General features: G+C 70.9%; 10 protein-coding genes and 2 pseudogenes. 9 read left to right on the top strand and 3 right to left on the bottom strand.

The annotated features are described in order from the left end of the window. Positions 1-618 precede the first annotated feature (618 nt). The 3 genes and pseudogenes from OTB16_RS27620 to OTB16_RS27630 form a co-directional block, all read left to right on the top strand. A pseudogene (locus tag OTB16_RS27620) lies at positions 619-880 on the top strand (MerR family transcriptional regulator); the annotation flags it as partial. A 91-nt stretch (positions 881-971) separates the two neighbouring features. Further along, positions 972-1100, top strand: a complete 129-nt coding sequence (locus OTB16_RS27625; RefSeq protein ID WP_267723568.1) for a hypothetical protein — start codon at positions 972-974, stop codon at positions 1098-1100. 387 nt (positions 1101-1487) lie between these two features. After that, positions 1488-3695, top strand: a complete 2208-nt coding sequence (locus OTB16_RS27630) for a GAF domain-containing SpoIIE family protein phosphatase (RefSeq protein ID WP_267723502.1) — start codon at positions 1488-1490, stop codon at positions 3693-3695. A 163-nt stretch (positions 3696-3858) separates the two neighbouring features. Here OTB16_RS27630 and OTB16_RS27635 read toward each other — a convergent pair whose 3' ends face one another. Further along, on the bottom strand, positions 3859-4803 hold the full coding sequence (locus OTB16_RS27635; protein WP_267723503.1) for a LysR family transcriptional regulator: 945 nt from the start codon (positions 4801-4803) through the stop codon (positions 3859-3861). A 118-nt stretch (positions 4804-4921) separates the two neighbouring features. Between OTB16_RS27635 and OTB16_RS27640 the strand changes: the two are divergent. Next, positions 4922-5734: pseudogene (locus OTB16_RS27640) on the top strand (inositol monophosphatase family protein). 782 nt (positions 5735-6516) lie between these two features. After that, complete coding sequence (locus OTB16_RS27645; protein WP_267723504.1) at positions 6517-6738, top strand: hypothetical protein; 222 nt, start codon at positions 6517-6519, stop codon at positions 6736-6738. Positions 6739-6901: 163 nt separating this feature from the next. Here the strand turns inward: OTB16_RS27645 and OTB16_RS27650 are convergent, their stop codons facing one another. Both OTB16_RS27650 and OTB16_RS27655 read right to left on the bottom strand, forming a co-directional pair. Then, positions 6902-7351: an SRPBCC family protein gene (locus OTB16_RS27650; RefSeq protein ID WP_267723505.1), complete on the bottom strand. Its 450-nt coding sequence runs from the start codon at positions 7349-7351 to the stop codon at positions 6902-6904. 206 nt (positions 7352-7557) lie between these two features. Continuing rightward, positions 7558-8154 carry a hypothetical protein gene (locus OTB16_RS27655; RefSeq protein ID WP_267723506.1) on the bottom strand — a complete coding sequence of 199 codons (597 nt, stop codon included), beginning with the start codon at positions 8152-8154 and terminating at the stop codon, positions 7558-7560. Between the two features lie 814 nt (positions 8155-8968). On the opposite strand from OTB16_RS27655, the gene OTB16_RS27660 reads away from it, so the two are divergent. The 4 genes from OTB16_RS27660 to OTB16_RS27680 all read left to right on the top strand — a co-directional run bounded on the left by OTB16_RS27660 (position 8969) and on the right by OTB16_RS27680 (position 11631). Continuing rightward, the gene (locus OTB16_RS27660; RefSeq protein ID WP_267723507.1) at positions 8969-9361 is read left to right on the top strand and encodes an ATP-binding protein; all 393 of its coding nucleotides are present in this window, start codon (positions 8969-8971) and stop codon (positions 9359-9361) included. 461 nt (positions 9362-9822) lie between these two features. Next, positions 9823-10236 (top strand): ATP-binding protein, encoded by a 414-nt coding sequence (locus tag OTB16_RS27670; RefSeq protein ID WP_267723508.1) that lies wholly within the window; start codon positions 9823-9825, stop codon positions 10234-10236. 94 nt (positions 10237-10330) lie between these two features. Continuing rightward, a complete protein-coding gene (locus tag OTB16_RS27675; RefSeq protein ID WP_267723509.1) occupies positions 10331-10663 on the top strand; it encodes an STAS domain-containing protein in 333 nt (110 codons plus the stop codon). A 326-nt stretch (positions 10664-10989) separates the two neighbouring features. Next, complete coding sequence (locus OTB16_RS27680; RefSeq protein WP_267723510.1) at positions 10990-11631, top strand: hypothetical protein; 642 nt, start codon at positions 10990-10992, stop codon at positions 11629-11631. The last annotated feature ends 494 nt before the right edge of the window (positions 11632-12125 follow it).

The raw sequence follows: 12125 nt of genomic DNA on the forward strand, positions 1-12125 counted from the left end.
CGGACCGGGTGGCCCGCAGTCATCAGGGGCTGCCGTCGGCAGTACGCAGTACCCAGCAGTGAAGTCAGTGAGTGGTACCTCGGTGAAGGCGTCGGCTGCGGGCGCGCGCATCGGGAGGTTCGGCAGTGGGGTTCCAAGCCAGAGCAGACGCAGGACGGGCGACGGGGCTGGCTGCCGAAGGCGTGGCGCTCGGTCAGGTCACGCGCAGTACGAGCAGTTCGCATCACCAGCAGTTCGCATCACCAGCAGTACGCATCACCAGCAGTACGCAGTTCCCGTTGGTAAGCAGTTGATCGCCTGAGGGATGAACGGAGGGATTGGGCGCCATCAGGATCGCCCGGACGGAGTGTTGAGTCCGGGTACCGCAGGACATCGATAGTGAGGTGGTCTCCGGTCAAGCAACCGCGATCCCCGCAGCCCCGGCAGCATTCCGGTCGGGCACGCGGACACAGAAGGCCGGCGCAGGATCAGGGCCGGCAGATGGTGTAGCAGTTCCTTCGGGGCCCTGGTGCCACAGGCACCAGGGCCCCTCCACGCGTTCCAGACGTTCCAGCGAGAGGTGAGACGACAGCGGACGATTCGTACGGCCGTCTCGACGACGACTCCTCCGCCTGCACGATGGGCCGGCCGCCGACATGCTCGGCACCACCCAGAGCTTCCTGCGCGCGATCGGCGAAGCCCGCCTGATCGCTCCGCTCCGCCGGCGGCCACCGCCGCTACTTCCGCTACCAGCTCCGCATCGCCGCCCGCGCCCGCGACCTCGTCGACCAGGGCATGCCGGTGGACAGGGCCTGCCGATCGTCATCCTCGAGGACTCGAGGACCAGCTCGAGGAAGCGCAGCGCGTCATCGCCGATTACACCTCCGCGGCCCGCTCCAGCCCCTCGTCGTCGCCCGTCGTGGGGTTTGCGCCGGGCGTATTGGAACAGGAGAGGGATCACGACCGATCCGGTACTACACGAGGAGGTCCCGGTGTCGGGCACGGAGAAGGGGAAGGCTCACGCTGAGCAGTCCGAGGGCAAGGCCACGGGTGAAGCCAAGGGTATGGGCAAGGCCATGGGCAAGGCCAAGGGCAAGGACAAGGACACCTTCGGTTGCTAGCCAGGCGGCGAGCCGGAAGGCCGCCGTACTGGTGGGCCCCGGCCGCCTCCCCGTGTGCCGGGGCCCGGCCGCGGACGGCCCTGTCCTGGCGCGACGGATTCGCAGAGCGAGACGTCCGCTCACGACAGACGAGCCCGCCGCCCCGGCCAGGGGAGTACCGCAGGGCGATGGGCCGGGAACGGGGCGGCATGCTCCTGTGCTCCGGCGGTCCCTACCTGGGAGAACCTGTTGCAGGCCCGCCACGCGGCGGAAGCCGAGGGTGTTCTCGGTTGACGTACGGCAGGACGCCCACACCGACGCGACCCAGGCCCTGGCATCAGGCCCGGACAGGCGCGACCTCCCAGCTGGCGTCCACGCTCCCGCCCAGCCGATCAAAGGACTGACCACATGACGGGCGTACCGGGCCAGCACTCCTCCCAGCCCTCCACGGCACGGCAAAGCCCGACGGAACATGAGCCGGAGGACGACCTGCGGGTGCTCTTCGGGGAGTCGGTGGCCGTGTTCGCCTCCCTCGCCGGTCCCGCGCACATGCTCGAGACGGCCAACCCCGCGTTCTTCGCCGCGATCGGCGGCACCGAGCGCACCCGCACCGGGATACCGCTGGGGCAGCTGATGCCCGAACTGGTCGAGCAGGGCTTCATCAGCCTCCTGGACCGGGTCTACCGCACCGGCAGTGTCTACACCGGCCGCGATTCCCGTGTCCTGCTGGGCGAGGGACAGACGCCGCGGGAAGCGTTCTTCGATTTCACCTACGAGCCGCGCCTGGACACCGGCGGCAACACCATGGGCGTTCGGGTCATCGGGGTCGAGGTCACCCAGGTCAGACACGCCCAGCGGCTGACCGCCGAGCACCGCGTCCTGCTGGAGCAGATCGCCCGCCAGGCCCCCCTTCCCGAAGTCCTCGAGGGAATGGCACGAGCCATCGAGGAACTCGCGCCCGAGCAGGTGCTGGTCTCCGTCCTCCTGGCCGACACTGACGGCCGGCACCTGCGCCACGGCGCGGCTCCCAGCCTGCCCGACTTCTACAACCGCGCCATCGACGGCATCGCCACCGGAGAGGGCGTCGGCTCCTGCGGCACCGCCGCGCACCGCCGCCAGCGGGTGATCGTCTCCGACATCGCCACCGACCCGTTCTGGGACGACTTCCGCGACCTGGCGGTCAAGGCCGGGGTGGCCGCCTGCTGGTCCACGCCGATCCTGGCGCGCGACGGCTCGCTGCTGGGCACCTTCGCGATGTACCACCGCACGCCGCGCGCCCCACAGAAGACCGACCTGGCCCTGGCCCGGGTCTTCGCCGACACCGCGGCGCTGGCCATCGAACGCCACCAGGCCGAACAGGCCCGCAAGGCCGCCGAAGCCCGGGAGAAAGCGGCTCGCGACGACCTCGCCTTCCTCCTCAAGGCGAGCACCGCCTTCTCGGCAGACCTGGACGCTGCCCAGACCTTGCGGCACCTGGCCGACTCCTGCACGCCCCAACTGGCGTCCCTGTGCGCGGTCGACATCGTCAAGGGCGGGCGAGTACGCCGCCTGGCCACCGCCGCTCCCACCCACCGGCAGCACGAGCTGCTGGCCGCACACATCCCGGTCTACGAGGCAGCCGACGATGCCGTAGCCCGCGTCCTCGCCTCGGGGATGAGCGAGGTCGCACGGCGCACGCCCACCGGATCCGGCCCGTGGCGCGAACTGGGCGTCACCGGCTACCTGTGCATCCCCCTCATGGACCGGGGCACGGCGTTCGGCGCCGTCACCCTGCTGTCGACCGGAGCGCACACCTTCGACGGCCACACCGTCGCCCTGGCCGAAGAACTCGCCCGGCGCGCCGCCCTGGCCGCCCGCAACGCCCGCCAGTACACCCACCGCGTCACCCTCGCCCGCGACCTGCAAGCCGGACTGCTCCTGCCCGACCTGCCCGCCGTACCCGGCGCGGACGTGGCCACCTACTACCACCCCGCCGGAGAAGGCCTCGAAATCGGCGGCGACTTCTACGACGTCTTCCCCCTCGACGACGGCCGCTGGGCCTTCATGCTCGGCGACGTCTGCGGCCGCGGCGCCATCGCCGCCACCACCACCGCCCTGGTACGCCACACCGCCCGCGCCGTCGCCCCCCTCCTGCCCGGCCCCGATGCCGTCGTCCACGCCATCAACCGAGCCCTGATCAAGCGGCCGGCCAGCCACGGCACCGGCTTCGTCACCCTCGTCTACGGGCAGCTCACCCCAACCGACCACGGCCTCGACATCGACCTGGTCCGGGCCGGCCACACCCACCCGATCCACCTCGACACCCATCGCACCGCGCACACCGTCGAAGCACCCGGCTCACTCCTCGGCATCACCGCCGACCCCGAAGTCAGCGTCCACCACCTCCACCTGCACCCACACGAAAGCCTGCTGCTCTACACCGACGGCATCACCGAAGCCCGCGACAGTACCGGCCGGCAGTTCGGCGACGACCGCCTCATCACCGCCCTGAGCAGCTGCCCGCGCCAGCGGGCAGCACATGAGGCCATCGACGCCCTCACCCAAGCCGTCCGCACCTTCACCGGCGGCCACGACATAGACGACGACCAAGCCGTCCTCGTCCTGACCGCCACCTGACCCAGGCGCGCCACCGGGACCACCCTGCCCTCCAGCAATGCCGGACCGGGCCCGCGGCGGGGCGGCCCCGGCCACCGCGGACAGCACAGTCCGCAACCGGTCGTCGCCGTCCCCGAGACCGCCAAGAAGCCGACCGTCAAGACCGGGGGCCGACCGTCAACCGTCAAGACCGGGAAGAGCGCGGGCGGCCCGACGTGAGGTGTGGCGCTGGTGCGAACAGTGCCTGGACGGTTTCGGCGGCCGTCTCGCGCAGCCAGGTGTGGGCGCGGTCGTCGTCGTAGCGCTGGTGCCACAGCAGGTACAGGGGGACGTGGGGCAACGGGAGCGGCGGGGGCAGCGTGACGAGGCCGAGTTGTTCCCGGGCGGCGCGGGTGACCGCGTCGGGGAGGGTGACGACCAGGTCGGTGCCGAGCGCGAGTTGCAGCGCGAAGGCGGCGGTGGGCCCGGCGGCGGCGACGCGGCGTTCGAGGCCGCTCGTGGCCAGGGCGTCGTCGATCGGGTCGCGCAGGCTCCCGCGCCGCGAGACGGTGAGGTGTTCGGCGGCCGCGTAGCGCGCGAGGCTCAGCGGCCCTTCGGTAAGCGGGTGGCCCGGTCGGACGGCAACGACCAGCCGGTCCCTGCCGACGAGGCGGTGGCGGATGTCGGGGAGCGTCGGAGCGCTGGAGCTTGATTCGAGGTCGACCTCACCCCGGCGCAGCTCGGGGGTGTCCGTGCCGGATTCGGCGGGCAGGCGCAGCTGAACGCCGGGTGCCTGGCGGTGGACGGCGGTGATCAGCGCGGTGCCGCAGGCGGCGGTCAGGGCGTCGTGCCAGCGCACGGTGAACACCCGCTCCAGAGAAGCCAGATCGAGTTCCTGCTGCGCGGACAGAAGGTGGTGTGCCTGCTGCACGAGGACGTGGACCTGGGCGCGCATGGCCAGCGCGCGGGTGGTGGGGACCATGCTGCGGCCGGTGCGGACCAGGATCTGGTCACCGGTGGCTTTGCGGATGCGGCCCAGGGAGCGGCTCATCGCCGGTGCGGTGACGTGGAGGCGGGCTGCGGCGCCGGTGACACTGCCCTCTTCCAGCAGGGCGTCCAAGGCGGTGAGCAGGTTCAAGTCCAGTTGCATGAGGGTAACTCTATGAGTAAATGACATGCACTTGTTGTTAATCGACTGGGGCCCTCACTTCGAAGTGCGGGTGCGGCACAAGTCGTCCCGCATCGACCGAACTTCAGGAGAGCCCGCCATGAGCACAGCCGCCATGCCTGTTGACGCCGTCACCACGCTCTTGTCCGAGGTGACCGCCGCGGTGAAGTCCGCCGGCGTCACGCTGCTCGACCGCTACACCTCGCACGCCTGGGGCGCGAGCCTGGGACGAGGTGGTCGAGGAGATCCACGCCAACGACGACGCGGTGCTTGACGTGGTGCGGGAACCGCTGCTGCGGGCCCGGCAAGGATCGCGGTGGGCCGAGGACGAGCTGGCCGGCGGTGCGCTGCCGCCGGGGGAGTGGTGGGTCGTCGACCCCGCCGAGGGCAACATCAACCACGTCCACGCCATTGACGACTGGGCCGTCACCGCCACCCTCGTCCGCGACAACCGGCCGGTGCTCACCGTCGTCCACCTGCCGCTGACCGGCGACACGTACACCGCCGTCGCCGGCGGCGCCCGCCTCAACGACCGCCCATGGGGGTGTCCGTCAAGACCGACCTGGGTGCCGCGCTCGTCGGCACCGGTCAGGCCAAGCCCGGCGAGGACAAGGACACCTACCGGCGGATCGGCGAATCCGTCACCGCCCTGCTCACAGGCGCACTCGTCGTGCGCGTGTCCGTCCCCGCCACGATGCAGCTCATTCACGTCGCCGCCGGACACATGGACGCGTTCTGGCAGTTCTCCGACGTCCGCTCCGGGCTGGTCGCCGGCGCTCTGCTGGTGTCCGAGGCCGGAGGCACCGTCACCGACCTGGCGGGCGAACCGTGGAGCACCGACAGCCAGGACTTCCTGGCCGCCGCCCCCGGCATCCACGCAGCCGCCCTCGACATCCTGTCGCCGCTCGCCTGACCGTGCGGAGACCCGCACCATCGAGCAACCAGCCGAGTTCACGCACGCGATCACCGGCCTGATCCACAACCAGTCCTGAGGCAGACGCCGCCCCCCTGGCGGGTTTGCAAGGTACGCAGTGGCAAGGGCGCGCCACTGCACGGGTGGGCTTCGGGCCGCTCGTACCCGGCACCGGTTCGGCGTCACTGCCGCCCCAGCACTGACCGACCTTCTGACCGACCCGACAAACCCTCTGACAGACCTGCCTACGGACCCGTCCCCGTGCGGCGCCCACCGCAACGCATGCCCGTCCACGAGGCTGTCGATCACATCCAGCACGTCCTCGACGGCCGCAGTGCTCCAGTCGCCGGGTCGGCGACTGCGGGACCACCTGTGCGCAAGGCCGCACCAGCCACCGACACCCCGCCCGCGAGAGCGAGCGATGACCAACCGCGACACGGTCGCGCCCGGCATCTCGGAAACCGGTTGGACGAGGTTGGTCTTCCCGAGTGCTTCGCCGAATCCCCTCCGATCTTCGCGGCGGGAGCGCGAGCGCGCCGGCGGCAATCCGCGGCAATCCGTGTCAGGAGCCGTGCGATGCCCCGACCATCGGCTGATCAGGACGACCACCACCGGTTGCGTGCCGGAACGGCCGCCCGCATTCCGGCGCGGCGCATCGAAGCCGCCGTACGCATCACCCTCTCGCCACACGCGGTAGCCGAAATGGTGCGAAAGGTTACGGCCCGTGCAAGTTTGGTGTGCGAGTACGTACGTCACATCCCACGCACCGAGGAGTCGCCGTCATGGGCGGTACGAAGGACATGAGCCAGAAGCCGGGCAAGGGCCGCGAAGAGCAGCAGCGCCCCCAGCGCCCCCAGCACCCCCAGCACCCCGGTCAGGACCCGCTCCGCCCCGAGCCCGTCACTCCGTCCCGCGGCGATCAGCGCCCCGAGGAGATGGAGCGGCGTCGCGAGGAAGACCTGCTCCGCGACGAGCGCGAGCGCGAGCGCGACGACGCCTTCTAGACAGCGCGATACCTCAGGCACGCAGAGCCCGGCCGGGCCCGTAGTGGCCCGGCCGGGCTCTGCCACGACCTCACCACCCCGGCAGGGCCGCCCTCCCCCCTGTTGCAGACCGCACCGCGCCCACGCCCACCGTCAAGGGCCCATGGCGGCTGCCGGTACGGGATCAGACCTGGGCGCTCCGGGCGCCGCCTTCCGCGCCGCGTTCTTCGATGAACGTCTTGAACCGCTTGAGGTCGCCGGTGACATGGCGGTCGATGAAGCCGAACGTGTCGGCGATGTTCTCCGCGAGTCCGTCGGGGTCGAAGTCCATGCGCAAGGTGACTTCGGTGTGGGTGGGGTCGATGGGGCGGAAAGTGACGACACCAGACTGCTCGATGTCCCCGTCGACGGTGATCCAGGCGACCCGCTCGTCCGGGATCTGCTCGCTGATCTCGGCGTCGAACTCCCGGTCCACGCCGCCGATCCTGGTCACCCAGTGGGTGAGGGTCTCGTCGACCTGCTCGACGCGCCGCACTCCGTCCATGAACAGCGGGAACGTCTCGAACCGGGTCCACTGGTTGTAGGCGATGCGGACGGGGACGTCGACCTTGATGGATTCCATGACCTGGGACACGGCGTGAGGGTTCCTTCCGGCGGGGGCCGCAGGTTACGGGCGGCCCGCTCATCTGGGACAAATGGATCCCTTCCCCCTCACGTCGCCGACCCGACGGCAGGATCGGCGAACCCCTCGGACGGCCGCTCGACCGACGAACGGCACGCCGCCTCGCTTTCGCGCGTGCGCACCCGGACCCCCGGCGGTGCTGTCGGTACGGGTACGGCTCAATGGCTTGTGTGGCGGTGGTGGCAGCTCATCACGTACGGGGCCAGGGTGCGGGCGCGCCGCAGCATTCCGTAGAGCTGCTGGGCGGGTCGTTGCTGCTCGCCGTGGAGGGCGTTGAGGACGATCAGGCCGCAGGTCAGGGCCGGTACGGCCCACTGCACGTAGGACAGGTGGCGCTCGGCCTGCCCGGTGTCGACGGGGAGCCGTTCGGCCTTCTCCGCGTCCTCGGGGCTCTCGGAGGAGGCGAGCTCGATCTTCTTGCCGAGGACCCGGCCGTAGACGCTGGCGGCCAGCGCGGCGCCGGTGAGGGCGGTCTTGGCCAGAGCGGAGGCGGCGACGCCCTGCTGGGTGAGGACGCGTGCGGCGTTGGCGCCGAGCAGGCCGCCGGAGCCGGCGAGGTGCGCGCCGATTGCGACCGCACCCACGGGGGCCCACAGGGCCCACCCCGCGCTCGCGATCCTGGCACTTTGCCGCCAGTCCGCGCCCTGTTCCTTCGCGGCACCGTTGAGACCGACGGCGCCCATCAGGGAGCCTCCGAACCATGCGGCCAGGCCGACATCGTGAAGGCTGCGCAGGACGGTGTGGCGTTGGGACATGTGGGGCTCCTCGTGCGGGGCGGGAGCGCCGATGGGCCCGTCGGCGCTCCCGCCACCCTCACCCCGGCGACCGGCCCCCGCCAGCGCGGCTGGTCCGAACGGCCCGTAGGCAGGGGTGCGGGAGCGGACCGCCGGCAAGGTGCGCGCTCCGGCCCGCCTGTAACGCCGCACAGCAGCGCCAGGTCACCGCCCGCCCCCGCCCCCCGCCCCGTGCTTTCGCCGCCGACGGCGGGCGACCGCTTCGGCGTCGCGTTCCTGGCAAACGCCCTGGTGGCACCACCCTTACGCACAGCGCCGACCGGTCCACCGTCGCAAGGGGGCCGAGACGCCCCGGGTGCGGCTCAGTCGGGCGTTGCCCGCCGGTCACTTTGACGTTGTGCCCAGCGCTCCCCCGGGAGCACGGCGAGCCCGTACGCGAGAAGAGAAAGAGATATGAGTAGAACCCCCGCCAAGGCCTCGACATCGGTCCTGGCCGCGAGTCTCGGTCCATCGCGATCATTCCTCCGCGCTGCGGACGGTTGGAGCGGCTCCTGCCCGCGCTCCTGCGCAGGAGCGCTGCCGCGCATCCCCCGTGAGGTCGTGGGCGTGCGGCCATCAGAAGGCGCCACAAAGCCGGGCGAGACCCCCCTTCCTTGCGCCGGTCACATGTGGTGATCATGCGAGGACGCGGGGTCGGCTGGAACACCGCAGACTCCTTCCAAGGTCAGGAGCCCTTTCCCTTCCCGGGCCTCATGCGGTAGGGCGCGTCCCGGTTTCGACTGGCGTAACGGGGCATGCGCGACATACAAGCCCGAGTGGGTGGAAGGAGGAACAGGTGAGTGCAGCCGTCCTGGATCAGCCCCTGTCCCGCATGAATCGACCAACCGCGGCGGCACGTGATGCCACCCGTGCCTTCTTGGCCCGCGCGGCCCGCCTGCGGGCACCGGCCAGGGACGAGAGCACGGACAACGTTCTCTTGGTGGTGGCCGAACTCGTCGCCAACGCGATCCGGCACACCGTCGGCCCCTGCGCCTTGCACCTGGAACTCCTCGATGGTTCGATCGACGTCTGCGTCACCGACCACAGCCCACACCATCCCCAGCCGCGGACCCCCAGTACGGAGGGAGCCGGCGGGTGGGGATGGTTCCTGGTCAAGCGACTCGCCACCCACATCCGCATCAAGCCGGTTCCAGGTGGCAAGACCATCTGCGCGGAGCTCCCCTGGTAGCAATTGCCTCCTTCCTGCCTGCCGTCGGCGGCGGCAAGCATGGCTCCCAGGCTGCCGCAGGGCAGGCTGGCCGTGTGCGGCGATCCGGGCGGCGCCGGTGGATGAGGGAAGCGCGCGTCGGTATCCCACGGGGCCTCCACACGCCTTGTGGTCCCGCCAGCGGAGACTGCCGCACCCGTGGACTCCCTCGACGTCGTCGCACGAAACCTGCGGGACCGGTTCGGTGCCCGGTGCGTGTCGTTCCTGTTCATCGACATCGTTCGCCGGCGCATGCTGCGCGTTCACGACACCGAAAGGGCGCCAGCGGACACACCCAGATCTCTCCGAAGGCCCCACACGCCTGATGCACAGGGGTCGCCGCGGGCCGGCCTGGGCAACCGCGATGGCACGGTGATCACCACACTGCGGACGAATGGCCCGGGGGCGGCATAACTCGCGCCACCGAGGACAGGTGATGAGGTATGAGCACGCCCACAGCAGCCGACGCCACCGGTTCCGACCGTCACTGTGACGGCGGTCGGCCGGTCGTCGCCACGTCGGCCGCTGCCCGCCGCCGCGTCAGCGAATGTCTGGAGCACGTGGGCATCAGCCTCGACAGTGTGATCGCTGCCGATGCCCTCATGGTCACGACGGAGCTCGTCACCAACGCGATCCGTCACGGTGGCGGCATTCTCCATTTCCATACCGACATCGCCGGTGACGCCCTGCACGTGTCGGTCGGCGACGCCAGTACGCGCACACCGTCTTCCCGCCGGGGCGATCCCGGCCAGCCGGGCGGATACGGGTGGCCGCTCATCCAGCGCCTGGCCGAACACATCGACATCACCCTCCATCCCGAGGGCAAAACGATCAGAGCCGTTCTGCGGCTGACCTGACCCGCTTTCCCTGTGGTGTGGGATGGCTGCCGGTGGATGGCCGCGGGTTGGGCAGGCTGGGGGCATGATCCCTACGTGTGTTCAAGGAGGCGTTGTGGAACCGACGACGGTAACCGTCCTGCCCGATCGTGACGGGCAGCGGGTGGTGCGGTGCGCGGGTGTGTTCGATTTCAGCACCCTCGCCCCGCTCCGGGCCGCGTGCGATACGGCCGTCGCGGAGGCCGGCGTCGAGCGGCTGGTCCTGGATGTCCGTGGCGTCGCCTTCGGCGACTCCACCTTCCTGAACCTGCTCCTCACCCTCTCCGGCGCGTGCGATCTGCGACTGTTGGGCCCCCTGCCGCGCCAGCTCGCCCGCCTCCTGGCCGTGACCGGCACCGGCCAGGTACTCACCGTCGAGGACGCGGCCGCCGGCCAGGCAGCCGAGTAGCGGGAACGGCCCCGGGCGGACTCCCCAAGGGGAGGTCACCGAGCTGCCTGATCACCACCCACGGCCACTGGACCCCTCGGACGGTAGCCGCCGCAGTTCGCTTCCGGCCCGAGCGCTCTCAGCGCGGTGGGGTGCGCTGACTCCCAACGGTTCCCGAACGGGAGCTTGGTACCCCGTGGGTGCGACCCGGGGCTGATGTGCGGTCGATCTCGAGTCTGAGCGGAACACGTCATGTGTTACGGATCAGGGTGGATGGCCCGGACGGGGGCGGGCGCAAGGATGAAGTAGGCCCAACAACGGGGGCCCTCAACCACTCGGAGAGTCCGATGACTTCAATGCCCCGCCCCAGGACGATCGTCCTCCCGGCCCTCCTCGCCGCTCTCGCGGTCGGCTTACCCCTGAGCGCTGCTCCGGTCGCCTCCGCCGAGCAGCGTGCCGACAAGTCCGCGTACGCGAACGTCTCGGGGAGCGCGGAGTTCGTCCTTCCCTACTACCCGGACGACGACGTCCGCTCGTTCCGCTTCGACGCGCAGGCGGCTCCGTACAGCCGACCGTTGCCCGGGATCCCCTGGGGGCTTCCGACCGATGCCCGGGGCACGGCCACGGTCTCGCACTACTCCGCCAAGGAGAACGTGACCTACACGTTCGAAGGCCGCGTGGACTGCCTGGTCACCGGCCCCAGCCACGCGACGCTGACGGCGGTCATCACCAAGGTGAGCGCGGGCGGCCCCGCGGACTACGTCGGCAAGCGGCTCGGGTTCAGCGTTTACGACGGAGGCAAGGACAAGGGACACTCCCGCGACCGCGTGGGCTTCTCCTGGAACGGCGTGAACCTGTTGCCGAGCGGCGACGCCGTGCCCGAGGAAGCAGTGGTCGGCACCTGCATGGCCCCCGCCGCGTACGCCCCGGTGACCAAGGGCGGCTACACGGTCAGGCACGCCGAACTGCTGCCCCGGCCGAAGGACTGACGGGCTGGCCGCTTCTCTCGAATCCCCTGGCACGGGAGCACTGGCAGGAGGCGATTGTCAGCCCGCCCGAGGCCGCCGCGAACAGCGGCTGCGAAGACGTGGACACGCCGACGGGCTGACCCGGCGCCCGCCGCGCCCGCACGCCTGCACGCCCGCACGCCCGCCGAGCCCGTGCACGACTGGGACGTGTCCGGACGGTCATGGGACCGGGGGAGCGGCCGTCGTCACCGCACCTGACGTACCGGCACACTCTCAAGGAGACCTCCGCCCAGCAGAAGGAAGTACGCACCGTTTCCCACCGAGGCGCGCTGAACGACCGGTCGGCAGCCGGCTGCGCGTGCTCATCGCCCTGGCCAGGCGCCGGACCGGGTCGCGGAGATCCCCCCGGATGCGGCGGCCGAACCGGGCACAGCCGATGGGGCGGTGCTGCGCCGGGGTGCAGGCGACGGAGGTGACCTCGGTCCCACTCGAGCGGGGGCAGGCCGGCCTCGCTG

Source organism: Streptomyces antarcticus (genome assembly GCF_026627255.1).
GTDB classification, from domain to species: domain Bacteria; phylum Actinomycetota; class Actinomycetes; order Streptomycetales; family Streptomycetaceae; genus Streptomyces; species Streptomyces antarcticus.

Coding starts and splice junctions, on each gene's coding strand:
- OTB16_RS27630 (WP_267723502.1), top strand. CDS start 1,488: ATGACGGGCGTACCGGGCCAGCACTCCTCCCAGCCCTCCACGGCACGG.
- OTB16_RS27635 (WP_267723503.1), bottom strand. CDS start 4,803: ATGCAACTGGACTTGAACCTGCTCACCGCCTTGGACGCCCTGCTGGAA.
- OTB16_RS27645 (WP_267723504.1), top strand. CDS start 6,517: ATGGGCGGTACGAAGGACATGAGCCAGAAGCCGGGCAAGGGCCGCGAA.
- OTB16_RS27655 (WP_267723506.1), bottom strand. CDS start 8,154: ATGTCCCAACGCCACACCGTCCTGCGCAGCCTTCACGATGTCGGCCTG.
- OTB16_RS27670 (WP_267723508.1), top strand. CDS start 9,823: ATGAGCACGCCCACAGCAGCCGACGCCACCGGTTCCGACCGTCACTGT.
- OTB16_RS27680 (WP_267723510.1), top strand. CDS start 10,990: ATGACTTCAATGCCCCGCCCCAGGACGATCGTCCTCCCGGCCCTCCTC.